This is a genomic window from Streptomyces sp. NPDC050534 (assembly GCF_044457745.1).
Classification (GTDB): Bacteria; Actinomycetota; Actinomycetes; order Streptomycetales; family Streptomycetaceae; genus Streptomyces.
Window position 1 is genome coordinate 82,418 of sequence record NZ_JBITHF010000012.1, and the last position, 23,062, is coordinate 105,479.

The 23,062-nt window shown below is 70.9% G+C and carries 23 protein-coding genes; 8 read left to right on the forward strand and 15 right to left on the reverse strand.

Going from position 1 to position 23,062, the window contains the following annotated elements; all coding sequences use genetic code 11:
• Positions 1-42 precede the first annotated feature (42 nt).
• From ACIBN2_RS34380 to ACIBN2_RS34445, 14 genes are all read right to left on the reverse strand, one after another.
• A complete protein-coding gene (locus tag ACIBN2_RS34380) occupies positions 43-309 on the reverse strand; it encodes a GlsB/YeaQ/YmgE family stress response membrane protein (RefSeq protein ID WP_399140354.1) in 267 nt (88 codons plus the stop codon).
• A 392-nt stretch (positions 310-701) separates the two neighbouring features.
• The gene (locus ACIBN2_RS34385) at positions 702-1,268 is read right to left on the reverse strand and encodes an SMI1/KNR4 family protein (RefSeq protein WP_399140356.1); all 567 of its coding nucleotides are present in this window, start codon (positions 1,266-1,268) and stop codon (positions 702-704) included.
• A gap of 102 nt (positions 1,269-1,370) precedes the next feature.
• Positions 1,371-1,763, reverse strand: a complete 393-nt coding sequence (locus tag ACIBN2_RS34390) for a YccF domain-containing protein (RefSeq protein WP_399140358.1) — start codon at positions 1,761-1,763, stop codon at positions 1,371-1,373.
• Entirely contained in the window at positions 1,760-2,623 is an 864-nt protein-coding gene (gene htpX, locus ACIBN2_RS34395) for a zinc metalloprotease HtpX (protein WP_399140360.1), read from the reverse strand. The genes ACIBN2_RS34390 and htpX overlap by 4 nt, the downstream gene beginning before the upstream one ends.
• 216 nt (positions 2,624-2,839) lie before the next feature.
• On the reverse strand, positions 2,840-4,360 hold the full coding sequence (locus ACIBN2_RS34400) for an NADH-quinone oxidoreductase subunit N (protein ID WP_399140362.1): 1,521 nt from the start codon (positions 4,358-4,360) through the stop codon (positions 2,840-2,842).
• Complete coding sequence (locus tag ACIBN2_RS34405) at positions 4,357-5,931, reverse strand: NADH-quinone oxidoreductase subunit M (protein ID WP_399140363.1); 1,575 nt, start codon at positions 5,929-5,931, stop codon at positions 4,357-4,359. Before ACIBN2_RS34405 ends, ACIBN2_RS34400 begins: the two co-directional genes overlap by 4 nt.
• A 6-nt stretch (positions 5,932-5,937) precedes the next feature.
• The gene (locus ACIBN2_RS34410; RefSeq protein WP_399140365.1) at positions 5,938-7,932 is read right to left on the reverse strand and encodes an NADH-quinone oxidoreductase subunit L; all 1,995 of its coding nucleotides are present in this window, start codon (positions 7,930-7,932) and stop codon (positions 5,938-5,940) included.
• Positions 7,929-8,318, reverse strand: a complete 390-nt coding sequence (gene nuoK, locus ACIBN2_RS34415; RefSeq protein WP_399140367.1) for an NADH-quinone oxidoreductase subunit NuoK — start codon at positions 8,316-8,318, stop codon at positions 7,929-7,931. The genes ACIBN2_RS34410 and nuoK overlap by 4 nt, the downstream gene beginning before the upstream one ends.
• Complete coding sequence (locus tag ACIBN2_RS34420; RefSeq protein WP_399140656.1) at positions 8,318-8,920, reverse strand: NADH-quinone oxidoreductase subunit J; 603 nt, start codon at positions 8,918-8,920, stop codon at positions 8,318-8,320. The genes nuoK and ACIBN2_RS34420 overlap by 1 nt, the downstream gene beginning before the upstream one ends.
• Positions 8,921-8,964: 44 nt before the next feature.
• A complete protein-coding gene (locus tag ACIBN2_RS34425; RefSeq protein WP_399140368.1) occupies positions 8,965-9,540 on the reverse strand; it encodes a NuoI/complex I 23 kDa subunit family protein in 576 nt (191 codons plus the stop codon).
• Positions 9,540-10,508 carry an NADH-quinone oxidoreductase subunit H gene (locus tag ACIBN2_RS34430; protein WP_399140370.1) on the reverse strand — a complete coding sequence of 323 codons (969 nt, stop codon included), beginning with the start codon at positions 10,506-10,508 and terminating at the stop codon, positions 9,540-9,542. Before ACIBN2_RS34430 ends, ACIBN2_RS34425 begins: the two co-directional genes overlap by 1 nt.
• Positions 10,505-11,950, reverse strand: coding sequence for an NADH-quinone oxidoreductase subunit C (locus tag ACIBN2_RS34435; protein ID WP_399140372.1), 1,446 nt, complete (start codon positions 11,948-11,950; stop codon positions 10,505-10,507). The genes ACIBN2_RS34430 and ACIBN2_RS34435 overlap by 4 nt, the downstream gene beginning before the upstream one ends.
• Positions 11,947-12,570: an NADH-quinone oxidoreductase subunit B gene (locus tag ACIBN2_RS34440; RefSeq protein WP_399140374.1), complete on the reverse strand. Its 624-nt coding sequence runs from the start codon at positions 12,568-12,570 to the stop codon at positions 11,947-11,949. The genes ACIBN2_RS34435 and ACIBN2_RS34440 overlap by 4 nt, the downstream gene beginning before the upstream one ends.
• Entirely contained in the window at positions 12,561-12,953 is a 393-nt protein-coding gene (locus ACIBN2_RS34445) for an NADH-quinone oxidoreductase subunit A (protein WP_399140376.1), read from the reverse strand. Before ACIBN2_RS34445 ends, ACIBN2_RS34440 begins: the two co-directional genes overlap by 10 nt.
• 238 nt (positions 12,954-13,191) lie before the next feature.
• On the opposite strand from ACIBN2_RS34445, the gene ACIBN2_RS34450 reads away from it, so the two are divergent.
• The 5 genes from ACIBN2_RS34450 (at position 13,192) to ACIBN2_RS34470 (ending at position 19,991) form a co-directional block, all read left to right on the forward strand.
• Complete coding sequence (locus ACIBN2_RS34450; RefSeq protein ID WP_399140377.1) at positions 13,192-14,400, forward strand: sensor histidine kinase; 1,209 nt, start codon at positions 13,192-13,194, stop codon at positions 14,398-14,400.
• A gap of 126 nt (positions 14,401-14,526) precedes the next feature.
• Positions 14,527-15,885 carry a sensor histidine kinase gene (locus ACIBN2_RS34455; RefSeq protein ID WP_399140379.1) on the forward strand — a complete coding sequence of 453 codons (1,359 nt, stop codon included), beginning with the start codon at positions 14,527-14,529 and terminating at the stop codon, positions 15,883-15,885.
• A gap of 169 nt (positions 15,886-16,054) precedes the next feature.
• Positions 16,055-16,714, forward strand: a complete 660-nt coding sequence (locus tag ACIBN2_RS34460) for a response regulator transcription factor (protein ID WP_277751740.1) — start codon at positions 16,055-16,057, stop codon at positions 16,712-16,714.
• Between the two features lie 276 nt (positions 16,715-16,990).
• Positions 16,991-18,919 (forward strand): 2-oxoacid:acceptor oxidoreductase subunit alpha, encoded by a 1,929-nt coding sequence (locus tag ACIBN2_RS34465; RefSeq protein WP_399140380.1) that lies wholly within the window; start codon positions 16,991-16,993, stop codon positions 18,917-18,919.
• On the forward strand, positions 18,912-19,991 hold the full coding sequence (locus tag ACIBN2_RS34470; protein WP_399140381.1) for a 2-oxoacid:ferredoxin oxidoreductase subunit beta: 1,080 nt from the start codon (positions 18,912-18,914) through the stop codon (positions 19,989-19,991). Before ACIBN2_RS34465 ends, ACIBN2_RS34470 begins: the two co-directional genes overlap by 8 nt.
• Positions 19,992-20,001: 10 nt before the next feature.
• Here the strand turns inward: ACIBN2_RS34470 and ACIBN2_RS34475 are convergent, their stop codons facing one another.
• On the reverse strand, positions 20,002-20,397 hold the full coding sequence (locus ACIBN2_RS34475; RefSeq protein WP_399140383.1) for a winged helix-turn-helix transcriptional regulator: 396 nt from the start codon (positions 20,395-20,397) through the stop codon (positions 20,002-20,004).
• A 91-nt stretch (positions 20,398-20,488) separates the two neighbouring features.
• Between ACIBN2_RS34475 and ACIBN2_RS34480 the strand changes: the two genes are divergently transcribed.
• The 3 genes from ACIBN2_RS34480 to ACIBN2_RS34490 all read left to right on the forward strand — a co-directional run bounded on the left by ACIBN2_RS34480 (position 20,489) and on the right by ACIBN2_RS34490 (position 22,999).
• A complete protein-coding gene (locus ACIBN2_RS34480; RefSeq protein ID WP_399140384.1) occupies positions 20,489-21,343 on the forward strand; it encodes an NAD(P)H-binding protein in 855 nt (284 codons plus the stop codon).
• 148 nt (positions 21,344-21,491) lie between these two features.
• Positions 21,492-22,448, forward strand: coding sequence for an EamA family transporter RarD (gene rarD / locus ACIBN2_RS34485; RefSeq protein ID WP_399140386.1), 957 nt, complete (start codon positions 21,492-21,494; stop codon positions 22,446-22,448).
• Positions 22,449-22,540: 92 nt separating this feature from the next.
• On the forward strand, positions 22,541-22,999 hold the full coding sequence (locus ACIBN2_RS34490; protein WP_399140387.1) for a VOC family protein: 459 nt from the start codon (positions 22,541-22,543) through the stop codon (positions 22,997-22,999).
• Positions 23,000-23,062 lie beyond the last annotated feature (63 nt).

A 23,062-nucleotide genomic window follows, 5' to 3' on the forward strand; every position in this document is an offset into this window, starting at 1 on the left:
GGCGCCCACCCTTCCTGCTGCTGGCCGCAGTCGGGGGCGTGCTCAGTTGCGCGAGTTGCCGAACAGGATGCGGTAGGCGATCAGCAGGACCAGCGAACCGCCGATCGCCGCGGCCCAGGTCGCTCCGTCGTAGAAGCTCTTGGTGATCGGGTGGTCCAGCCAGCGCGACGAGATCCAGCCGCCGATGAACGCGCCCGCGATGCCTATGAGGGTCGTGCCGATGAAGCCGCCCGGGTCCCGGCCCGGCAGCAGGAACTTGGCGATGGCCCCTGCCAACAGCCCCAGGATGATCCAGCTGATGATGGTCATGCCCTCAACCTGCCCTTCCGCGCTGTGCATGCACTTTCCGGACAGTGTGCATTCGGTCAAGATCCGCTGTGCTTCGCGCCTCGTGCCTGCCCTTTCGATGAACAGGACGTCACGACGGCGCCCTCCGGTTGCAGTGATCAGCGGTGTGCGGGGCCATGACACCGACCCGGCAACGCCGTCGCCTCGGTACGGTCTGCCGCCCCGTATCCAGCAGGTGCGCGCGTCGGGTGCGCCCGGCGGGTGCGCGCCGTAGGGGTGTCGTGGGCGGGAGGGCGCTGGCCCGGACAGCGTCCGTCCGGTGGCGGCGGGCGGGCAGCCGGGAGACGAGGTCGGCCGCCGCGGACGGCGGCCGTTGCGGCGTCGTAGGAGCCGCTACGACGGGGCCACAGCGGCTAGGACGCTCGCCGCGCCTCCGTGCGTATGCGGAAATCACCCCAAGGGACCATCTCCATCTCCTCGTTCGTCTCCTCGTACCAGCCTGTGCCGTCCACCCAGGCACTCAGCCAGGCCGTGAGGCTGGGGGCGTCGACGAACCAGGCGTGGTCGGACTCGTCGGCGTTCGGCTCGAAGAGCAGGACGGGTGCTTCGGGGGCGCGGCAGTCCACGCACGCATACATCGCGCAGCCCCAGTGGGATATCGGCAGGACACCCTCCGGCCAGGGCCAGTCGGGGTCCTTGCGGCCGCTCTCAAGGTTGGCGAGGTACTGCGCGACGGCGGCTGGCTCGCCGGCGGGCGGGCTGTCGAGCAGGGGCAGCAGGCCGTACTCCGGGCCGAATCCGCCGTCGCCTATGCGCAGATAGAGGTCAGCGAGCAGAGGAGGCAGGGCGAAGCCCAGGGTGGCCTCGGCCCGGGCCAGGGTCGACGCGTCGGCCGGCTCGGGCAGTGAGGGCCAGCCCCATGGACGGGTGTCGCGTGCCTTGTCCGCCACCCGTGCAAGCAACTGCTCGTTCTCGCTCATGGGTTCATGATGCAAGGCGCCACTGACAATCGGGCCGGCCTGTGGACAACCGACGGACTGTGGAGAAGTCGGTGGGTCAGCGGCTGTGGAGAAGTCGGTGGGTCAGCGAGCCGCGAACGGCTCGTCCGTCCGCACGATCTCGCGGCCGAGCGGCAGCAGCGAGACCGGGATCAGCTTGAAGTTGGCGATGCCGAACGGGATCCCGATGATCGTGATGCACAGGGCGATGCCGGTGACGATGTGCGTGAGTGCCAGCCACCAGCCCGCGAGGACCAGCCACAGGACGTTGCCGACGCAGGAGGGCGCACCGGCGTCGCGGCGCTCGACCGTCGTGTATCCGAAGGGCCACAGGGCGTAGACGCCGATACGGAACGCGGCGATGCCGAACGGGATCCCGATGATCGTGATGCAGAGCAGGAGGCCCGCGGCCAGGTATCCGAGGAACAGCCAGAAGCCGCTCAGGACGAGCCAAATGACGTTCAGGATGGTTTTCACTGCTGGCGACCTGCCATCTTCTCGAGCCGGGCGATGCGCTCTGCCATCGGCGGGTGTGTCGAGAACATCTTGGAGAGTCCCTGCCCTGGGCGGAAGGGATTCGCGATCATCATATGGCTGGCGGTCTCGATGCGCGGCTCGGGCGGCAACGGCAGCTGCTTGGTGCCCGCTTCGAGCTTGCGCAGCGCACTGGCGAGCGCGAGCGGGTCACCGGTCAGCTGGGCGCCGGACGCGTCGGCCTCGTACTCCCTGGAGCGGCTGATGGCCAGCTGGATGAGGCTGGCCGCGAGCGGGCCCAGGATCATGATCATCAGCAGGCCGAGAATGCCTGGTCCGTCGTCGTCGTCCGAGCGTCCGACGGGGATCAGCCAGGCGAAGTTGACCAGGAACATGATCACGGAGGCCAGGGCGCCGGCGACCGACGAGATGAGGATGTCGCGGTTGTAGACGTGACTCAGCTCGTGACCGATGACGCCGCGCAGTTCACGCTCGTCCAGGATGTGCAGGATGCCTTCCGTGCAGCACACGGCGGCGTTGCGCGCGTTGCGGCCCGTCGCGAAGGCGTTGGGTGCCACCGTCGGTGAGATGTAAAGCCGGGGCATGGGCTGACGGGCCTGGGTGGAGAGCTCGCGGACCATCCGATAGAGAGCGGGGGCCTCGAACTCGCTGACCGGACGGGCACGCATCGCGCGCAGCGCCAGCTTGTCGCTGTTCCAGTACGCGTACGCGTTCGTGCCCAGTGCGATCACAACCGCGACGACGAGCCCCATACGGCCGAAGAAACTGCCGATGACGATGATGAGGGCGGACAGTCCCCCGAGGAGTACTGCGGTCCTTAGCCCGTTGTGCCGGCGGTGCACGGTACGCCCTCCAAATGGTGCAGCAGGGGAACCCTTTGCTTACGGAGCTTGCTTGCTGTCTCGGGTACCACCGGTGCCGTGGTTGCACGTCCAGTGGACCCTCCCGCACAGGTCAACGCCAGGCGAGGGCCACTAGTTCCCTTGTGCGCACGGCGCCGCCGGTCGGCCGGCCGGGTGACGGCGGGCGCGGGCGGCCGAGAGCCTCGACGCGAGGCTTCAGAAGAGGGTCGTGTCGGCGAAGCGCAGGATCAGCTGGGGTGCTCCGGAAAGGGCCACGGCGAGGACGCCGGTGAGGGTGATGGCCGCGGTGAGGGGCGCCGGGAGCCGGTGCTTGACGGGTTCACCTTCGGGGGCGCGGAACAGAAGTGCCGTCCACTGGAGGTAGTAGAAGAGGGCGATCACGACGTTGACGGCCATGATCACGGCCAGCCAGCCGAGTCCCGCGTCGACCGCCGCCGAGAACACGGTGACCTTGGCGAAGAGGCCGATGATGCCCGGGGGCAGTCCGGCCAGGCAGAGCAGGAAGAACGCCATCAGCAGGGCGGCGAGCGGGTTCGTCGCGTAGAGGCCGCGGTAGTCCGTGATGCGGTTCGTGATCCTGCTCCGGCCCACCAGTGCGGCGACGGCGAAGGCTCCGAGGTTCACCGCCGCGTACATGAGGGCGTAGGCGACCGTGGAGCCGATGGAGTGCTCGGCGTCGTCGGAGTAGGCGGCCGCGGCGATCGGTACGAGGAGGTAGCCGGCCTGGCCCACCGACGACCAGGCCAGCAGCCGTACCGCGCTGTACGCGCGCGTGGCCTGCTGGCGCAGGGCGCCGACGTTGCCGACGGTCATGGTGAGCGCCGCCAGGGCCGCGAGCGCGGGCCCCCAGACGTCGGCGTACGACGGGAACGCGACGACGGTGACGAGGATCAGGCCCGAGAAGCCGACCGCCTTGCCGACGACCGAGAGGAAGGCGGCGATCGGCAGGGGCGCCCCCACGTAGGTGTCCGGGACCCAGAAGTGGAAGGGCACGGCGGCCGTCTTGAAGGCGAAGCCGATCAGGGTGAGGACCACGCCGGTCTGCGCGAGCGTGTGGAGTTGCCCGTCGACGTGCTGGATGCGGCCGGCGACCTGGGTGAGGTAGAGGGTGCCCGTGGAGGCGTACACGAAGCTGATGCCCATGAGGCTGACGGCGGTCGCGGTGACCGACGACAGGAAGAACTTCAGGGCCGCTTCGGAGGACTTCCTGTCGCCGTACCGGAGCCCGACGAGCGCGAAGGCGGGCAGGGAGGCGACCTCCAGGGCGACGATCAGGGTCGCGAGGTCGCGTGAGGCGGGCAGGAGGGCGGCGCCCGCCGCGGAGGACAGCAGCAGGAACCAGTACTCCCCCTCGGGGAGTTGCTTGTCGGCGTCCTTCAGGGCGGTCACCGACAGCAGGGCGGCGAGGAGGGCGCCGCCGAGGACCAGGAGCTGGATCACCAGGGTGAACCGGTCGGCCGTGTAGCTGCACGCGTGCGTGCCGTGCACGCAGAAGGTGCTGCGGTCGCCGTCCAGCAGCGGCAGGAGCATCAGCCCGGCGGCGGCCAGGCCCGCCACGGAGACCCAGCCGAGGAGGGGCTTGCGCGACTCGGGCACGAACAGGTCGGCGACGAGCACCAGGAGCGCCACCACGGCGGCGATGGTCGGCGGCGCGACGGCGAGCCAGTCGACGGACTGGACGAGGTTCGCGGCCAGCGGCTGGGCCAGGGAGCTCATCGGGTGCCTCCTGCGAGGAGCTGCTGGACGGCCGGGTCGGTCAGGCCGAGGAGGGCCTTGGGCCACAGCCCGGCGACGACGGTGAGGGCGACGAGCGGGGTCCAGGCCGCGAACTCGTACGTCTGGACGTCGGCGAGCTGCGGCGCTTCCTGCGGTACGGCACCCATGCAGACGCGGCGGACCACGACAAGCATGTACGCGGCCGTCAGGAGTGTGCCGAAGGCCGCGATCGACATGAAGGTCAGGAAGGCGGGGCGGCTGAGGTCGGCGGCCGGCTTGAACGCGCCGAACATCGCCAGCATCTCGCCCCAGAAACCGGCCAGGCCCGGCAGCCCGAGCGAGGCGACCGCACCGAAGGCGATCAGCCCGCCGAGGCGGGGGGCCTTGCCGTAGAGGGCGGCGCCCGTCTTGTCCGCGAGGGTGTCGAGGTCGGTCGTGCCCGTGCGGTCCTTCAGCGCGCCGACCAGGAAGAAGAGGAGGCCGGTGATGAGGCCGTGGGCGATGTTGGCGAACAGGGCGCCGTTCACGCCGGTCGGGGTCATGGTCGCGATGCCGAGCAGGACGAAACCCATGTGGCCGACGGAGCTGTACGCGATGAGCCGCTTGAGGTCGCCCTTCGCTCCCTGCTTGGCGAGGGCCAGGCAGGCCAGCGATCCGTAGATGATCCCGACGACGGCGAAGGCGGCGAGGTAGGGCGCGAAGGTGCGGAAGCCGTCCGGCGCGATCGGCAGGAGAATCCGGACGAAACCGTACGTACCCATCTTCAGCAGGACACCCGCCAGCAGGACCGAGCCGACGGTCGGCGCGGAGGTGTGGGCGTCGGGCAGCCAGCTGTGCAGCGGCCACATCGGCGTCTTGACCGCGAGCCCGATGCCGATCGCCAGAACGGCGATGACCTGCACGGACGAGGTGAGCGACCGGCCGTTGTCAGTGGCGAGTGCCACCATGTCGAATGTGCCGGCCTTGATCCCGATCAGGAGCAGGCCGAGCAGCATGACGACCGAACCGAGCAGCGTGTAGAGGATGAACCGCCAGGCGGCCTGGGTCCTGCCCTCGCCGCCCCAGCGGGCGATGAGGAAGTACATCGGGATGAGCACCGTCTCGAACGCGAGGAAGAACAGCAGCAGATCGAGGACGGCGAAGGTCGCGAGGGTGCCGGACTCGAGGACGAGCAGCAGTGCGACGAACGCCTTCGGGGTCGGGCCCGCGGGCATCTTGAAGTACGAGTAGAGCGCGCAGAGGAAGGTCAGCAGCGCGGTCAGGACCAGAAGGGGGAGGGAGATGCCGTCGATGCCGAGGTGGATCCGCACGTCGAGTGCGGGGATCCAGCTGATGTCGGTCGTGGCCTGCATCTTCGACGGATGGTCGTGGTCGAAGCCGAGCGCGAGGACGATCGCGGCAATGAGGACCAGACCGGTCACGATGACGCCGTGCCGCAGCACGGCCTGCTCGGGCGACTTCCCCTTCAGCCCGGGCGGGGCCGGCAGGAGCGCGGCGAGCGCGCTGAGGAGCGGCACGACGACGATCAACGCCAGAAGGACCTGCATCACGGACTCGCTGATATCCATCACGCCTGCTCACGCTCCCGTGGCGACGAGGACGACGGCGACCGCGAGGACGACGGTGCCGGCGAGCAGCGCGCTCACATAGGTCTGCACATTGCCGGTCTGGGCGCGCCGTACGGCGGCACCCAGCAGCCGGGGTAGGGCGCCCGCACCGCGTACGTAGGTCTCGACGACCTCGCGGTCCAGGAACCGGACGAGACTCGCTCCGGCCTGGACCGGGCGGACGAAGAGGGCCGCGTACACGGCGTCCAGGTGGAAGCCGACGGCCGCGTGCCGGTGCAGCGGGCCGAGCAGCAGCCGTCCGGGATCGGCCGGGTCGGGCGCGGAGGCGACGTCGCCGTACGCGGGTGCGTGGGTGGCGATGGCTTCGGCCTCGACGAGTCCGGCGTCGCCCTCCGGATGGGCCGCGACCGCACCCAGCGGGACGCGGGCCGCGAGTGCCGTGCTGTGCCGCCAGGCGGCGTAGGTGACGATGCCGCCGATCAGGGCCACACCCGTGCCGAGCACGGAGGTGGTGAGGGTCGGGGCGAGGTCGCGGCCGTCGAACCAGTCGGGCATCGAGCGGTAGGCGAGCCCGCCGAAGGCGAGGGAGGGGACGGCGAGCACCCACAGCACCACGGTCATGGTGAGCGGCTCGCGGCCGTGGTCGGGGGCCTCGGCGCCCCGTCCGCGGAAGGCGAGCAGCCACAGGCGCGTCGCGTAGGCGGCGGTGAGCGCGGCCGTGACCAGGCCGGCGACGAGGGTGATCCAGCCCGTGGCGGCGGGGACGTGCTCGGTGTGGCCGGTGACGACGTGCTCCGCGGCGCCGAGGACGGACTCCTTGGAGAAGAAGCCGCTGAAGGGCGGGATCGCGGCGAGCGCCAGGAGCGCCACGGTCATCGTCCAGAACGCGTCGGGGACGCGGTCGCGCAGGTTGCTCATGCGGGACATGGCGGCCAGCGAGTTGGTGCCGGCGGCATGGATGATCACGCCGGCCGCGAGGAACAGCAGCGCCTTGAAGGCACCGTGGGACAGGAGGTGGAAGACGGCGGCGCCGCGGTCGCCGACCGAGAGGGCACCGGTCATGTAGCCGAGCTGGCCGATCGTCGAGTAGGCGAGGACGCGCTTGATGTCGTCCTGGGCGAGTGCGGCGAGACCCGAGCCGAGCATCGTGACTGCGGCCATGACGGCCATGACCACCATCGCGGCCGCGGAGGCCTCGAAGACCGGGAGGAGACGGGCGACGAAGTAGACACCGGCGGCGACCATCGTCGCGGCGTGGATCAGCGCGGAGACGGGCGTCGGGCCCGCCATCGCGTCGGGGAGCCAGGTGTGCAGCGGGAACTGCGCCGACTTGCCCGCCACGCCGGCCAGGAGCAGCAGGGCGACGAGCGTCGGGTGGCCGAGTCCGCCGTGCGCGACGGTGCTGAGGACCGTCGTGATGCGGAAGGAGCCGGCGTCGGTGGCGAGGGCGAACAGACCGATCAGGAAGGGGACGTCACCGAGCTTGGTCACCAGGAAGGCCTTGATGGAGGCGGCGCGGGCCTCCGGGGTCTCCCAGTAGTGGCCGACCAGGAAGTACGAGCAGATGCCCATGATCTCCCAGCCGACCAGCAGCACGATCAGGTCGCCGGAGTAGACGACGAGCAGCATCGCGGAGGTGAAGAGGGAGACGAGAGCGGCGTACGAGGGGTAGCGCGGGTCGTCGCGCAGGTAGCCCGTCGAGTAGATCTGGACGCAGGTGGCGACGAGGCCGACCAGGACGGCGACGAGGGCGGCGAAGCCGTCGATGTGCAGGGCGAGTTCGATCGGGACCGAGCCCGTGGGCGTGAGTTCGGTGTGCGCGTCGATCGTCTGGCCGCCGCCCTGGCGCACGGCGACCAGCACGGCCAGCACGAAGGCGGCGAGGGTCGGCAGGACGGCGAGCGGGCGGACGAAGCCGGGGGCGGTGCGGCCCAGGAGCAGGCCGGCCGCGGCGCCCAGGAACGGCAGGAGGGGGACGAGGACGGCGAGGGTGGTCGTGGTCACGCGGTGGCCTCAGCCTTCCCGGTCTGATCCGCCGCCGGGGCGCCGCCGTCGGGACCGTCGCTCTCGTGGCCCTCGGCGCTGTCGCGGAGCTTGTCGATGTCGGAGGTGCCGCGGTTGCGGTAGACGGCGAGGACGATCGCCAGGCCGATGCCGATCTCGGCGGCGGCGATGGCGATCGTGAACAGGGTCAGGGCCTGGCCGGAGTGCAGCGTGTCCCGGGCGGTCCTGCTGAGCCAGACGTCGAAGGCGACGAGGTTGAGGTTGACGGCGTTGAGCATCAGCTCGACGGACATCAGGACCAGGATCGCGTTGCGGCGGGCGAGGACGCCGTACAGGCCGGTGCAGAACAGGAGGGCGGAGAGTACGGCGGGATAGGCGAGGTGCATCAGCGGACGCCTTCCTTCTCGCTCCGGCTGCCCGGCACGGCCGGGGTGCCCGCGGCACCGGACGCCGCGTCCGCCTTGGCCTTGCGGGACAGCACGATCGCGCCGACCAGGGCGGCGAGGAGGAGGACGGAGAGTGCCTCGAAGGGGAGGACCCAGTTCTGGAAGAGGCTCGCTCCGGTGACGGCGGTGGAGCCGGCGGCCGGGCCGTCCAGGTCGATCCAGGTCGTACGGAAGGCGTCGACGACGACCCACACCAGGGCGGCGGCCGCGGCGACGGCCACGGTGAGGGCGGCCCAGCGGTTGCCGGAGTCGGCGTCCGGGGAGCGGCCGATCGGGGCCCTGGTGAGCATCAGACCGAACAGGAGGAGGACGACGACGGAGCCGACGTAGATGAGGACCTGCACCCAGGCGATGAACTCGGCGGTGAGCAGGAGGTATTCGACGGCGAGGCCGCCGAGGGTGACCACCAGCCACAGGGCGGCGTGGACCAGTTGCCGGGTGGTGACGGTGACCAGGGCCGCGCCGAAGGTGACCAGGCCGACGAGGAGGAAGGCGATCTCGACGCCGGTCGGGGAGAGGAAGCCGTGGGCGTCGGCGGCCATGGTCGTGGCGCGGGCCGCGGTGGCGGCTGCGGCTACGGCGGGGCTCACGACTCTCCTTCCTGCGGTTCCGCCTGGGCGGCCGCCAGCTTCTCGGCGGACTTGCGGGCGGCGGCGATCTCCTTCGGTTCCTCCGCGCCGGGGTCGAGGGCCGGCGGGGCCGGGACCGTCCACATCCACTCGCGGAGCTTGTCGCGTTCGTGGGTGAGCTCGTGGATGTCGGTCTCGGCGTACTCGAACTCCGGGGACCAGAACAGGGCGTCGAAAGGACAGACCTCGATGCAGATACCGCAGTACATGCACAGGGCGAAGTCGATGGCGAAGCGGTCGAGGACGTTGCGGCTGCGTTCGCGGCCGCCCGGTGTCGCCGCCGGGACCGTCTCCTTGTGGGAGTCGATGTAGATGCACCAGTCGGGGCACTCGCGGGCGCACAGCATGCAGACCGTGCAGTTCTCCTCGAACAGGCCGATGACGCCGCGGGTACGGGGCGGCAGGTCGGGCTGGACGTCCGGGTACTGCTCGGTGACGGACTTGCGCATCATCGTGCGCAGCGTGACGGCGAGGCCCTTGGCCAGGCCGGAGCCGGGGATGCGGGACCGCGTGGAGGGCAGTGGCTCAGCCATCAGGAGATCACCACCTTGACGATGCCGGTGAGGGCGATCTGGGCGAGGGAGAGGGGGACGAGGAGGGTCCAGGAGAGCTTCTGGAGCTGGTCCTCGCGCAGGCGGGGGTAGGTGACGCGGAGCCAGATCACGAGGAAGGCGAGGACGGCCGTCTTCAGCAGGGTCCAGACCCAGCCGAGGCCGTCGGCGCCCCAGGGGCCGTGCCAGCCGCCGAGGAAGAGGACGGTGGTCAGGCCGCACAGGACGATGATTCCGGCGTACTCGGCGAGGAGGAACAGGGCGAAGCGCAGGCCGGTGTACTCGGTGTACGCGCCGAAGATGATCTCCGAGTCGGCGACGGGCATGTCGAAGGGCGGGCGCTGGAGTTCGGCGAGTCCGGCGACGAAGAAGACGACCGCGCCGACGACCTGCCAGGGCAGCCACCACCACTCGAAGGCATCGAGGATGCCGGGGAGGGAGACGGTGCCGGCCGCCATGGCCACGGAGGCGGCGGCGAGGAGCATCGGGAGTTCGTAGGCGAGGAGCTGGGCGGCGGTGCGCAGGCCGCCGAGGAGGGAGAACTTGTTGGCGGAGGCCCAGCCGGCCATGAGGGAGCCGAGGACGCCGACGCCCATCACCGCGAGGACGAAGAAGATGCCGGCGTCGAGGACCTGGCCGACCGCGCCCTCTCCCGGGCCGATGGGGATGGCGAGGAGGACGATCAGGTACGGCAGGAGGGCGACGGCGGGGGCGAGCTGGAAGACGCGGCGGTCCGCGCCCGCCGGAACGATGTCCTCCTTCTGCGCGAACTTCACGCCGTCGGCGACGAGTTGGGCCCAGCCGTGGAAGCCGCCGGCGTACATCGGTCCGAGGCGGCCCTGCATGTGGGCCATGACCTTGTGCTCGGTCTGCCCGACGATCAGGGGGAAGGTGAGGAAGACGACGAACACGATCAGGAGTCGCAGGGTGACGTCCAGGGCGTCGGTCACGGCGCGCCTCCTGCGGTGTCCTCGGGGTTCGTGGGCGGGTCTTCGGAGTTCGCGGGGTTCTTGCCGGCCGAGGGCTTGTCGGCGGGGTTCTTGCCGGCGGGGGGCTTGTCGGCCGGGTCCTCCTCGGACGAGGTCGGCTCCGAAGGGGGCTCACCGGGGCCGGGGGCCGCTTCGGGGGCGTCCACCCCGGCGCCGGCCGCGCTCGCCTCCGGCGCCGGCACCGACTTCGGCTCCTGCTTCGGCTCCGGCTCCCGCTCCGGCACCGACTTCGACTCCGCCTCCGGCACCGGCACCGGCTCCCGCTCCCGCTCCCGCTCCCGTTCCGCGCCAGGCTTCGCCTCCGACCCCGACCCCGGTTCGTCGAACGCCGGGCGGGCGTGGTGCCACGGGGCGTCCGAAGTGCGCGGGGCGGGGCGGGTGTTCGGAGCTTCCGGTGACGCGGTCCCGGCCGTCCGCGAGGACGAGTCCGGACCGGGCGCGGCCTGTGCCTCACCGGACCCCCCGGCCGGCCTCTGGCTCGCCGAGCCTTCCCCGGCCGTACGCGCGCGCCGGGGCCCGGCCGCGGCGTCACCTCCGGACGCCGAATCCGTTCGCCGGCTCGCAGAGCCCTCCGCTGCCGAACGAGAACGCCGAGGTGCGTTCGCGCCCTCGCCGGGCACCGCCGTCTGACTCGCGGACCCCTCCGCGGCCGTACGCGCGCGCCTCGGCGCAGTCGCACCCGCGCTCGCACCCGCGCCCGCGCTCGCACCCTCGCCCGCCGCGGGAGCCGGCGCCTGGCTCGCCGAGCCCTCCCCCGCCGAACGAGAACGCCGCACAGGGCGTTCGCCCGGGGCTCGGCCGGCGCCTCGGGCCGGGCGGGCCGGGGCAGGAGGGAGCTGGCCCTTCTGGGGGCCCCATTCGTTGGGGTCGGGGACGCCCGGCGGGAGCATCTGGCGGCGCTTGGGGCCGCCGTGGTCGGACTCGCCCGGTTCCTTCGCGCCCGGCCACGCCTTGGCGACGCGGGCGGCCAGGACGAAGTCCTTGCGCAGGGGGTGGCCTTCGAAGGTCTCCGGCAGCAGGAGGTGGTCCAGGCCGGGGTGGCCCTCGAAGACGACGCCGAACATCTCGTGGGTCTCGCGCTCGTGCCAGGCGGCGCCCGCGTAGACGCCGACGGCGGAGGGCAGCACCGGCGCCTCGTGCGGGACCGTGGTGCGCACCAGCAGCCGGCGTACCGGCGACAGGGACACCACGTGGGCCGCGACGCGGAACCCCGTGCCGGGTTCGTCGACCGCGCTCAGCCAGTCGAAGTAGGTGCAGGCCAGCCGATCGCGCGCCACCTCCAGCGCGGCGAGCCAGGACGCCGGCGGGACGTCGACCGTCAGGACCTCGTACGACTCCTCGGCCGTGGCCTGCGTACCGAAGAGTTCCTCGGCGGGGGCGGGCAGCCAGCCGACCGTGCTCATCGGCCCTCCCCTGACGGGGACCCGGCGGCCGGCGGCTTGACCAGGCCGCTCTGCAGGGCCGCGGCCGATGGGCGGGAGGTGCCGTACCGCTCGTCCAGCGACTCCCGGGCGATCTTCTCCTGGAGCTTCAGAATCCCCTGGAGCAGGGCCTCGGGGCGGGGCGGGCAGCCGGGGACGTAGACGTCGACCGGGATGATCTGGTCGACGCCCTTGGTGACGGAGTAGGAGTCCCAGTACGGGCCGCCGCAGTTGCTGCACGCGCCGAAGGAGATGACGTACTTCGGTTCGGGCATCTGCTCGTACAGGCGCTTGACCGCGGGCGCCATCTTGTCCGTGACCGTGCCGGAGACGACCATCAGGTCGGCCTGGCGCGGGCCCGGCGCGAAGGGGATGACGCCGAGCCGGATGAAGTCGTGGCGGGCCATCGAGGCGGCGATGAACTCGATCGCGCAGCAGGCGAGGCCGAAGTTGAAGACCCAGAGGGAGTAGCGGCGGCCCCAGTTCAGGACCACCTTCATCGGCTCCGGCGCGAGGCGGGCCAGCGCGCCCAGCCTCTTCGGCTCCGGCAGCAGAACGGGCTCCGCCGGCTGCCCGTCGGTGTCTGGCGTCGTCACGTCCATGCCAGAACGCCCTTCTTGTATGCGTACAGCAGGCCCACGGTCAGGAAGCCGAGGAAGACGAACATCTCGACGAGCGTCGTCGCACCGTAGCCGGGGGCGGCGAAGACCGTCGCCCAGGGGAACAGGAAGATCGAGTCGACGGCGAAGATGACGTACAGGAAGGCGTAGACGTAGTAGCGGACCTGGGTGTGGGCCCAGCCCTCGCCGACGGGGTCGACTCCGCACTCGTACGTCAGAAGCTTCTCGGGGGTGGGCACCACGGGCCGCAGCAGGCGGCCGGCCCCGAAGGCGACCGCGACGAAGAGCACGCCGACGACGGCGAGCAGTCCGACGACGGAGTACGACTGGAAGTAGTCCGCCGCGACGACGGTCGGTTCCCGCACGTCCGTCCCCTCGCTTCCTGACTGGGCACGCCCTGTGACCTGCGGCCCTGATGAACACTGCTGTCCGACGATCTGTACGCACGGGAGTCTAGGCCCTGATAAAGGGACGGTAAGCAGCCCGTCACGCCTTGAGATGCGCTTGAGATACCGGGCGGGATGCCGGGGTGGGGTTTTCCCCAGGGGACGACGCCTGCCGACCTCATGGCGCGGGCGGGCGGCGCGCGGCACGCTAGCCCATATGACCGAACGACTCTCGCGCCCGATGGGGGCCCTGGAAGCTGACGGCGACCGTCTGCCGCCTCCCCGTTTCGCCTACGACCGGCAGACCTGGAAGGAGATCGCGCACCTCCTGGCGAACCTCCCCGTGGCGCTGCTCGGGTTCGTCTACGTCGTGACGGTGCTGTTCACGGGCTTCGGGCTGACGGTGACGGTGATCGGACTCCCGCTGCTGGCCCTCGGGCTGGCGGGCGCGCGGCTGCTGGGCAGGATGGAGCGGGCGCGGGCCAGGAAGCTGCTCGGGGTGCGGGTGGACGAGCCGAGTCCGCTGCCCGGGCGCGGCACCGGCCTCCTCCCCTGGCTGTGGATGAGGCTGAAGGACCCGGTGGGCTGGCGGACGGTGCTGTACGACTTCATCCGGCTGCCCTGGGGCGTCGTCACGTTCACCGTCACGCTGACCTCGCTGTTCGTGCTGTGGCCGGTGCTGCCGTTCGTCGCGCGGGGACTGACCAACGCCGACCGGGCGATGGTGCGCGGGCTGCTGTCGCCCTCCGACGAGCTGGAGCGGCGGATCGCGGAGCTGGAGTCGGACCGGGGAGTCGTGGTCGACACGGCCAACGCCGATCTGCGGCGGATCGAGCGCGATCTGCACGACGGGGCGCAGGCCCGCCTGGTCAATCTGGCGATGGGGCTCGGCCTGGCCAAGGAGAAGCTCCTGGAGGACCCCGACTCGGCGGCGGAGATGGTCGCGGAGGCGCACGGCGAGGTGAAGCTCGCGCTCCAGGAGCTGCGGGATCTGGCCCGGGGCATTCATCCGGCCGTACTGACCGACCGCGGCCTCGACGCCGCCCTGTCCGCGGTCGCCTCGCGCTGCACCGTCCCCGTGAAGGTGACGGTCGACCTCGCCGCACGGCCCGCCGCCGCCATCGAGGGCATCGCCTACTTCACCGTCTCCGAGCTGCTGCAGAACGTCAGCAAGCACAGCGGGGCGAAGACCGCGTCGGTCGAGGTGTGGCAGTCGAAGCAACGGCTGCTGATCCAGGTGGAGGACGACGGCAACGGGGGTGCGCGCCTGGACGCCGGTACGGGGATGCAGGGGCTCGCCGACCGGCTGGGCGCCGTCGACGGGCTGTTCGTCATCGACTCGCCGCAGGGCGGGCCGACCGTCGTCACGGCGGAGCTGCCGTGGCGCGACCGGGCACCCGGCGACGGGCGCCCCGGCGAGCGGTGAGGTAGGGAAAACCCCCCTTCCAAGAGGCCGACGCACTCCATGGCTCGCGGACCTGCGGCGGAGGAACGTGGAGGTACGGCGGGACAGCCGCAGGGACGGGCAGGACGAGTAGAACGGACGACGCCGATGGCCGCGCAGTACGGACAGGGCTACGGGCACGGATACGACGACGGGTTCGGGCAGGGCGAGCGGCGGCGGCTGCCCGCCGGGCTGCGGGCGCCGTTCGAGGCGCGCAGCTGGCGCGAGTTCGCGTATGTGCTGCTGAGCCTGCCGATCGGCATCGCGCTCTTCGTCTACGCCGTCACGATGGTCTCGCTCGGGGCCGGTCTGCTGGTGACGTTCCTCGGCGTCCCGGTGCTGGCGGCGGGGCTGGCCGGCTGCCGGGGCATCGCGGCGCTGGAGCGGACCCGGGCGCGCGCGCTGCTGGGCCTCGAGGTGGCCGACCCCGATCCGCTGCGGATGAAGAAGTCCGGAGTGATGGCCTGGATGGGCGCCGTGCTGAAGAGCGGCACGTCCTGGCGGACGCTGCTGTACGCGCTGCTCCAGTTCCCCTGGTCGGTGTTCTCGTTCGTCGTCGCGGTGAACTTCTGGGTGTACGGCTGGGCCCTGCTGACGTATCCGCTGTGGTTCTGGCTCTTCCCCATGTACGGCGGCCAGGACGGGCTCCAGCTCTACGGCGACTCGACCCACAGCATCTATCTCGACAACCCCTTCGAGATCACCGTGACCGCGCTGGTGGGACTGATCTTCACGCTGGCCACGCCGTGGATCGTGCGGGCGCTGACGACGGTGGACCGGCTGATGGTGCACGGGCTGCTCGGGCCGTCGCGGCTGTCGGCGCGGGTGGTGGAGCTGGAGTCGGACCGCGGTGTCGTGGTGGACACGGCGGCCGCGGACCTGCGGCGGATCGAGCGGGACCTGCACGACGGGGCGCAGGCCCGGCTGGTGGCGCTCGCCATGGATCTTGGTCTGGCGAAGGAGAAGCTGACCGAGGATCCGCAGGCGGCGGCGCGGATGGTCGACGAGGCGCACGGCGAGGTGAAGACGGCGCTTCAGGAGCTGCGGGACCTGGCGCGGGGCATCCACCCGGCCGTCCTGACCGACCGCGGTCTCGACGCCGCACTGTCCGCGGTCGCCTCGCGCTGCACCGTGCCGGTGCAGGTGGAGGTGGACCTTGCCGAGCGGCCGGCGCCGGCGATCGAGGGGATCGCCTACTTCACCGTCTCCGAGCTGCTGCAGAACATCAGCAAGCACGCGCGGGCCACCTGGGCGGCCGTGGACGTGTGGCGGGTGGAGAACCGGCTGATGGTGCAGGTCATGGACAACGGGGTGGGCGGCGCGAACGCCTCCGGCGGTTCGGGGCTCGCCGGGCTCGCGGAGCGTCTGGACGCCGTCGACGGAATCCTGGTGGTGGATTCGCCGGCCGGCGGGCCGACCCGGGTCACCGCGGAGCTGCCCTGGCGCGGGGAGCGGTCGCTCGCGTGAGGCCGGGGGCCGTCCCCCGGCAGACGCCCGCGCGGGCCGCAAGGTGCCCTGCGCTGCACACTTTCCCGCTGATTCCCGTTCCCCCGGCGCAGTCCGATCCGAATGCTGGAATGCTGGACCACTGGCATAAGGAATCGGGCTGGGGGGACCGGACATCGTGGAGGACAGGGTGCGGGTGGTCATTGCCGAGGATTCAGTGCTGCTCAGGGAGGGGCTGACCCGGCTGCTGACCGACCGCGGGCACGACGTCGTCGCCGGTGTCGGTGACGGGGAGGCGCTGATCAAGACCATCACCGAGCTGGACGGTCAGGGCGAGCTGCCGGACGTCGTGGTCGCGGACGTGCGCATGCCGCCGACGCACACCGACGAGGGCGTGCGGGCGGCGGTGCAGCTGCGCAAGGCGCATCCGGGGCTCGGCGTGCTGGTGCTGTCGCAGTACGTGGAGGAGCGCTACGCCACCGAACTGCTGGCCGGTTCGAGCCATGGCGTCGGCTATCTGCTGAAGGACCGGGTGGCCGAGGTCCGCGAATTCGTGGACGCGGTGGTGCGGGTGGCCCAGGGGGGCACCGCACTGGACCCGGAAGTGGTCGCGCAGCTGCTCGGACGCAGCCGTAAGCAGGACGTCCTGGCGGGGCTGACGCCCCGGGAGCGGGAGGTCCTGGGGCTGATGGCCGAGGGGCGGACCAATTCGGCCATCGCGCGCCAGCTCGTGGTCAGCGACGGCGCCGTCGAGAAGCACGTGAGCAACATCTTCCTGAAGCTCGGGCTCTCCCAGAGTGACGGGGATCACCGACGTGTTCTCGCGGTACTCACCTATCTGAACTCTTGACGGGCTGACACTTGGTCAGAAGACGGTCGGCCGTCCGTCGCTCGGCGTCCGTCCGGATTCCGTCCAGCCCCAGAACCGAACAAATGCGGGGAGCGTCTTCAAGGGCAGCGCCGGGGGGCGAGAAATCATGACAATTCAGGGTGTCCCGATGTCTCACATTCGTGTCCATCATCCGAATGGTCACGGGAAGGCGACCCTAAGCGACGTAGGGTTGATCCTGGGAGGGCCTGCGGGAAGGCCGGTCCCGGGCAGTCGCCTCGAGGGAGGTCCAGTTCAGTGACCAGCCAGGTCAGCAGGACAGCGGAGCAGGCAGACGGAACCAACGCCGAAGAGCAGCGCGAGCCGGGCGGAACGAAGGGCGTACGCAGGCTGGACCGGGTGATCATCCGGTTCGCGGGGGACTCCGGTGACGGGATGCAGCTCACCGGCGACCGGTTCACCTCGGAGACGGCCACGTTCGGCAACGACCTGTCGACCCTGCCGAATTTCCCGGCCGAGATCAGGGCGCCGGCCGGAACGCTGCCCGGTGTCTCGTCCTTCCAGCTGCACTTCGCCGACCACGACATCCTCACGCCGGGCGATGCGCCGAACGTGCTGGTGGCGATGAACCCGGCGGCGCTGAAGGCCAACCTCGCCGATCTGCCGCGTGGTGCGGAGATCATCGTCAACACGGACGAGTTCACCAAGCGGGCGATGCAGAAGGTCGGCTACAGCGCGTCCCCGCTGGAGGACGGCTCGCTGGACGGCTACAGCCTGCATCCGGTGCCGCTGACCACGCTGACGGTGCAGGCGCTGAAGGCGTTCGACCTGTCCCGCAAGGAGGCCGAGCGCAGCAAGAACATGTTCGCGCTGGGACTGCTGTCGTGGATGTACCACCGGCCCACCGAGGGCACGGAGAAGTTCCTGCGCACCAAGTTCGCGAAGAAGCCGGAGATCGCCGAGGCGAACCTGGCGGCGTTCCGGGCGGGCTGGAACTTCGGGGAGACGACGGAGGACTTCGCGGTCTCCTACGAGATCGCGCCGGCCACGACCGCGTTCCCGGCCGGCACCTACCGCAACATCTCCGGCAACCTGGCCCTGGCCTACGGCCTGATCGCCGCCTCCCGGCAGGCGGACCTGCCGCTGTTCCTGGGCTCGTACCCGATCACTCCGGCCTCGGACATCCTGCACGAGCTGGCGCGGCACAAGAACTTCGGGGTGCGCACCTTCCAGGCCGAGGACGAGATCGCCGGGATCGGCGCGGCGCTGGGTGCCGCGTTCGGCGGCGCGCTGGGCGTGACCACCACCTCCGGGCCCGGCGTGGCCCTCAAGAGCGAGACCATCGGGCTGGCGGTGTCGCTGGAACTGCCGCTGCTGGTGATCGACATCCAGCGCGGCGGCCCGTCGACCGGACTGCCGACCAAGACGGAGCAGGCCGACCTGCTGCAGGCGATGTTCGGCCGCAACGGCGAGGCTCCAATCCCGGTGGTCGCGCCGAAGACCCCGGCCGACTGCTTCGAGGCGGCACTGGAGGCGGCCCGGATCGCGCTGGCCTACCGCACCCCGGTGATGCTGCTCTCCGACGGCTACCTGGCCAACGGCTCGGAGCCCTGGCGCATCCCCGACCTCGACGAACTGCCGGATCTGAGCGTGCAGTTCGCGCAGGGCCCGAACCACACCCTGGACGACGGCAGCGAGGTGTTCTGGCCCTACAAGCGCGACCCGCGCACCCTGGCCCGGCCGTGGGCGATCCCGGGCACGCCGGGCCTGGAGCACCGCATCGGCGGCATCGAGAAGCAGGACGGCTCCGGCAACATCTCCTACGACCCCGCCAACCACGACGTCATGGTCCGCACCCGCCAGGCCAAGATCGACGGCATCGAGGTGCCCGACCTCGCCGTGGACGACCCGCACGCGGCGCGCACCCTGGTGCTCGGCTGGGGCTCCACCTACGGCCCGATCACCGCCGCCGTCCGGCGGCTGCGCGCGGCCGGGGAATCGATCGCGCAGGCCCACCTGCGCCACCTCAACCCCTTCCCCCGCAATCTCGGCACCGTGCTGAAGGGCTACGACAAGGTGGTGATCCCCGAGATGAACCTCGGCCAGCTCGCCACCCTGATCCGGGCGAAATACCTGGTGGACGCCCACTCGTACAACCAGGTCAACGGTATGCCGTTCAAGGCCGAACAGCTCGCCACGGCTCTCAAGGAGGCCATCGATGGCTGAGACGTCCACGGAAGGCACGGGCACGATCGAGGCGCTTTCTCTCGTCCCCAAGGCCGAGGCCCGCCAGTCCATGAAGGACTTCAAGTCCGACCAGGAAGTGCGCTGGTGCCCCGGCTGCGGCGACTACGCGATCCTGGCGGCCGTCCAGGGCTTCATGCCGGAGCTGGGCCTGGCCAGGGAGAACGTCGTCTTCGTCTCCGGCATCGGCTGCTCGTCCCGCTTCCCGTACTACATGAACACGTACGGCATGCACTCCATCCACGGCCGCGCCCCGGCCATCGCCACCGGCCTGGCGACCTCGCGTCGCGACCTGAGCGTGTGGGTGGTCACCGGTGACGGGGACGCCCTGTCCATCGGCGGCAACCACCTCATCCACGCCCTGCGCCGCAACGTCAACCTCAAGATCCTGCTGTTCAACAACCGGATCTACGGCCTGACCAAGGGCCAGTACTCGCCCACCTCCGAGGTCGGCAAGATCACCAAGTCGACGCCGATGGGCTCCCTCGACGCACCCTTCAACCCGGTCTCGCTGGCGATCGGTGCCGAGGCGTCCTTCGTCGCCCGCACCATCGACTCCGACCGCAAGCACCTCACCTCGGTGCTGCGCGAGGCCGCCGCCCACCCGGGCACCGCCCTGGTGGAGATCTACCAGAACTGCAACATCTTCAACGACGGCGCCTTCGAGGCCCTGAAGGACAAGCAGCAGGCCGAGGAAGCCGTGATCCGCCTCGACCACGGGGCCCCGATCCGCTTCGGCGCCGACAACGCGCGCGGCGTCGTACGGGACGCGGCCACCGGTGATCTGAAGGTCGTCACGGTGACACCGGACAACGAGGCCGACGTGCTGGTCCACGACGCACACGCCGCCTCCCCGACGACCGCGTTCGCGCTGTCGAGGCTGGCCGACCCGGACACCCTGCACCACACCCCCATCGGTGTGCTCAGGTCCGTCGACCGGCCCGTCTACGACACGCAGATGGCCGACCAGCTCGACGCCGCAGTCGAACAGCGCGGCAAGGGCGACCTCGCCGCGCTACTGGCCGGCCACGACACCTGGACGGTCGTCGGCTGACGTCGCGGGATCAGGAGGCGCCGGCACCCCGGCGGGTGTCGTACGCCTCCCGCGCCTCCCGCACCGCGTCCATCCGCTTCTCGGTCCACAGCGCCAGCCCCCGCACCTGCTCCGCCGCCTCGCGGCCCAGGCCGGTCAGGGAGTAGTCGACCCTGGGCGGGATCACCGGCTTGGCGTCGCGGTGCACCAGGCCGTCGCGCTCCAGGGTCTGGAGGGTCTGGGTGAGCATCTTCTCGCTGACACCGCGGCCGTAGCCGCCGATGGCCCGGCGCAGTTCGCTGAAGCGGTACGGGCGGTCCAGGAGCTCGATCAGGACCAGGACGCCCCAGCGGCTGGTGACATGTTCGAGGACGAGCCGATAGGGGCACATCGCCTCGACGACGGAGTCCGTTCCACTTACTGCCATGCCAGTACCTTACTTCAAAGTGGGTACTTTCCAATAGTTAGCGCAGCTCCTAGGGTAAGTGTCATCCGCACCCCACAAGGAGTTCTGCATCATGAGCATCGTCGTCACCGGCGCCACCGGACACCTCGGCCGTCACGTCCTGGAACAGCTGCTGGAGAAGGTCCCCGCGGACCGGATCACGGCGGTCGTACGGGACGAGGCCAGGGCCGCCGACCTCGCCGAGCGCGGGGTGAGGCTCGCGGTCGCCGACTACAACAGCCCCGAGACCTTCGGCAGCGTCTTCTCCGCCGGGGACAAGGTGCTGCTCATCTCCGGCAACGAGTTCGACAAGGGCCGCGTCGGCCAGCACAAGGCGGTCATCGCGGCCGCGAAGGCCGCCGGTGTCGCGCTGCTCGCCTACACCAGCGCCCCGGGCAGCCTGACGGCCGCGCTCGCCGACGACCACCGCGGCACGGAGGAGGCCCTCCTCGCCTCCGGCGTGCCGTACGTGCTGCTGCGCAACGGCTGGTACCACGAGAACTACACCGAGAACCTGGCCCCGGTCCTGGAGCACGGCGCCGTCGTCCAGGCCGCCGGCGAGGGCCGCATCTCCTCCGCCTCGCGCGCCGACTACGCGGCCGCCGCGGTCGCGGTCCTGACCGGCGAGGGCCACGAGAACAAGACGTACGAACTGGGCGGCGACGAGGCGTGGAGCTTCGCCGAGTACGCGGCCGAGCTGAGCCGGCAGACCGGCAAGGACATCGCCTACAACCCCGTCCCGGTCGAGACCTACGCCGGCATCCTGGCCGGGGCCGGGCTGCCCGGCCCGCTCGCCACGATCCTCGCGGGCGTGGACAGCTCCATCGAGAAGGGCGAACTGGTGGTCTCCACCGGCGACCTGTCCCGGCTGGCCGGCCGTCCGACCACCCCGCTCGCCGACGCGATCGCCGCGGCGGTCAAGGGCTGACCGACCGCCGCCCGGGTTCCCTCGGCGGCCCACCGAGTGCACCAGCCCCGCCTGTCATGACCGTATGGCGATACGGACATGACAGGCGAGGGCGGTTGGCGCTACCTTCTGCCTGGCACGCGTGTGCGACAAGGCAAGGAGGGGGCCCGTGAGCGGGAAGTCGGGCGGCGAGCGCGCAGGACTGCTGAACGGCATCGCGGCCTACGGGATGTGGGGCCTCGTCCCCCTCTTCTGGCCGCTGCTCAAGCCCGCCGGCGCGGTGGAGATCCTGGCCCACCGGATGGCCTGGTCCCTCGCCTTCGTGGCCGTCGCGCTCGTCGTGACACGGCGCTGGGCCTGGGCCGGCGAGCTGCTGCGGCAGCCGCGCAGGCTGGGGCTCGTCACGGTCGCCGCGGCCGTCATCACCGTCAACTGGGGCGTCTACATCTGGTCCGTGAACAGCGGGCACGTGGTCGAGGCCTCGCTCGGGTACTTCATCAATCCGCTGGTCACCATCGCCATGGGCGTGCTGCTGCTGAAGGAACGGCTGCGGCCGGTGCAGTGGGTGGCGGTCGCGACGGGCTTCGCGGCGGTGGTCGTGCTCACCGTGGGGTACGGGCAGCTGCCGTGGATCTCGCTCACGCTCGCCTTCTCGTTCGCCACGTACGGGCTGGTGAAGAAGAAGGTCGCGCTCGGCGGGATGGAGTCGCTGGCCGCCGAGACCGCGATCCAGTTCGTGCCCGCGGTCGGCTATCTGCTGTGGCTGTCCTCGCAGGGCCGGTCGACGTTCGCGACGCAAGGGGCGGGGCACGGGGCGCTGCTCGCGGCGACCGGAGTGGTCACCGCGCTGCCCCTGGTCTGCTTCGGGGCGGCGGCCATCCGGGTGCCGTTGTCGACGCTCGGGCTGCTGCAGTATCTGGCGCCGGTGTTCCAGTTCCTGCTCGGGATCTTCTACTTCCACGAGGCGATGCCGGTGGAGCGGTGGGCCGGGTTCGGGCTGGTGTGGGTGGCGCTGTGCCTGCTGTCCTTCGACGCGTGGCGCGCGGCGCGCAGGCTTGGCAGGGTTCGTCGGCTGGCCCGGGTCGATGCGGCGGCCGCGGCCGCCGCCGCTGCAGTGGACGCCTGACCCGGGGGCCCCAGACCCCTGTTCGGCCTGAACGGCCTCGGCCTCGGCCTCAAACGCCGGACGTTCCGAAGAACGCCGCATATAAGTAGTCCATGACACAGACCCCCATCCACTGGAAACTCGTCATCGACGCCGCCGATCCGCATGCGCAGGCCGAGTTCTGGGCCGCCGCGCTCGGATACGAGGTGGAGGACAACGCCGCGTTCATCGAACGGCTGCTGGAGCTCGGGGCGCTGCCGGACGCGGCCACCGTCGACTTCCACGGGCGCCGCGCCTTCCGGGACCTGATCGCCGTACGGCATCCGGACGACCCGTGTGACCCGGAGAAGGGGGTCGGGCTCGGGCGGCGGCTGCTGTTCCAGCGGGTGCCGGAGCCGAAGAGCGTCAAGAACCGCCTCCATCTCGATCTGCACCCCGGCGAGGGGCGGCGTGACGGCGAGGTCGAGCGGCTGGAGGGGCTCGGGGCGAGCGTCCTGCGGCAGGTGAAGGAGCCGGCCGGGGAGTGGGTGGTGATGGCGGATCCGGAGGGGAACGAGTTCTGCGTCGCCTAGGCGTACCCGTGTGAGGGGCCGAGACTCCCGCGTCCGCTATGTGAACCACCTGTCCTGATACCG

What these genes read in the sequence shown, in the direction of transcription:
- ACIBN2_RS34490 (WP_399140387.1), top strand. Translation starts at nt 22,541, where the DNA reads ATGACACAGACCCCCATCCACTGGAAACTCGTCATCGACGCCGCCGAT.
- ACIBN2_RS34380 (WP_399140354.1), bottom strand. Translation starts at nt 309, where the DNA reads ATGACCATCATCAGCTGGATCATCCTGGGGCTGTTGGCAGGGGCCATC.
- ACIBN2_RS34455 (WP_399140379.1), top strand. Translation starts at nt 14,527, where the DNA reads ATGGCCGCGCAGTACGGACAGGGCTACGGGCACGGATACGACGACGGG.
- ACIBN2_RS34420 (WP_399140656.1), bottom strand. Translation starts at nt 8,920, where the DNA reads ATGGCCGCCGACGCCCACGGCTTCCTCTCCCCGACCGGCGTCGAGATC.
- ACIBN2_RS34470 (WP_399140381.1), top strand. Translation starts at nt 18,912, where the DNA reads ATGGCTGAGACGTCCACGGAAGGCACGGGCACGATCGAGGCGCTTTCT.
- ACIBN2_RS34425 (WP_399140368.1), bottom strand. Translation starts at nt 9,540, where the DNA reads ATGGCTGAGCCACTGCCCTCCACGCGGTCCCGCATCCCCGGCTCCGGC.
- ACIBN2_RS34385 (WP_399140356.1), bottom strand. Translation starts at nt 1,268, where the DNA reads ATGAGCGAGAACGAGCAGTTGCTTGCACGGGTGGCGGACAAGGCACGC.
- ACIBN2_RS34450 (WP_399140377.1), top strand. Translation starts at nt 13,192, where the DNA reads ATGACCGAACGACTCTCGCGCCCGATGGGGGCCCTGGAAGCTGACGGC.
- ACIBN2_RS34400 (WP_399140362.1), bottom strand. Translation starts at nt 4,360, where the DNA reads ATGAGCTCCCTGGCCCAGCCGCTGGCCGCGAACCTCGTCCAGTCCGTC.
- ACIBN2_RS34475 (WP_399140383.1), bottom strand. Translation starts at nt 20,397, where the DNA reads ATGGCAGTAAGTGGAACGGACTCCGTCGTCGAGGCGATGTGCCCCTAT.
- ACIBN2_RS34435 (WP_399140372.1), bottom strand. Translation starts at nt 11,950, where the DNA reads ATGAGCACGGTCGGCTGGCTGCCCGCCCCCGCCGAGGAACTCTTCGGT.
- nuoK (WP_399140367.1), bottom strand. Translation starts at nt 8,318, where the DNA reads ATGCACCTCGCCTATCCCGCCGTACTCTCCGCCCTCCTGTTCTGCACC.
- ACIBN2_RS34480 (WP_399140384.1), top strand. Translation starts at nt 20,489, where the DNA reads ATGAGCATCGTCGTCACCGGCGCCACCGGACACCTCGGCCGTCACGTC.
- ACIBN2_RS34440 (WP_399140374.1), bottom strand. Translation starts at nt 12,570, where the DNA reads ATGGACGTGACGACGCCAGACACCGACGGGCAGCCGGCGGAGCCCGTT.